Raw genomic sequence first — 339 nt, forward strand, 5'->3', positions numbered from 1 at the left:
GACCATTACCTCGCATCGGCCGCGCATGCCGACTTGTACGGCGGCGAAGGGGACGGTTACCAGACCAATCCGCGCATCGGACTTGCCCTGATGGAGATCCTCGACAAGGAGAAGCAGCCCGACAAGGAATCCATGAAAAGCGCCAGGCGTATCTTCGACAGACTGGTCGAGAACGGTGATGTCGCCACCGGCCGCCTGTATGGCCAGTACGGCCTGGCCCTGATCGCGGCGCGCGAGAACGCCTCGCGCGAGGCCATCCGCCAGCTCGAGCAGATCATGCGCGAGATCCGCCGCCGCAGCACCGGCAACGTGCTGCCGGAGGCAGCAGGGGCGCTCCCG

General features: G+C 66.1%; 1 protein-coding gene. It reads left to right on the forward strand.

Annotated features, from left to right (window positions below):
* A partial coding sequence (locus KVT32_RS29260; protein ID WP_217619335.1) for a hypothetical protein occupies window positions 1-339 on the forward strand: 339 nt, incomplete at both ends.

It is taken from the genome of Achromobacter sp. GbtcB20 (assembly GCF_019091095.1).
Taxonomy (GTDB): Bacteria; Pseudomonadota; Gammaproteobacteria; order Burkholderiales; family Burkholderiaceae_B; genus Achromobacter; species Achromobacter mucicolens.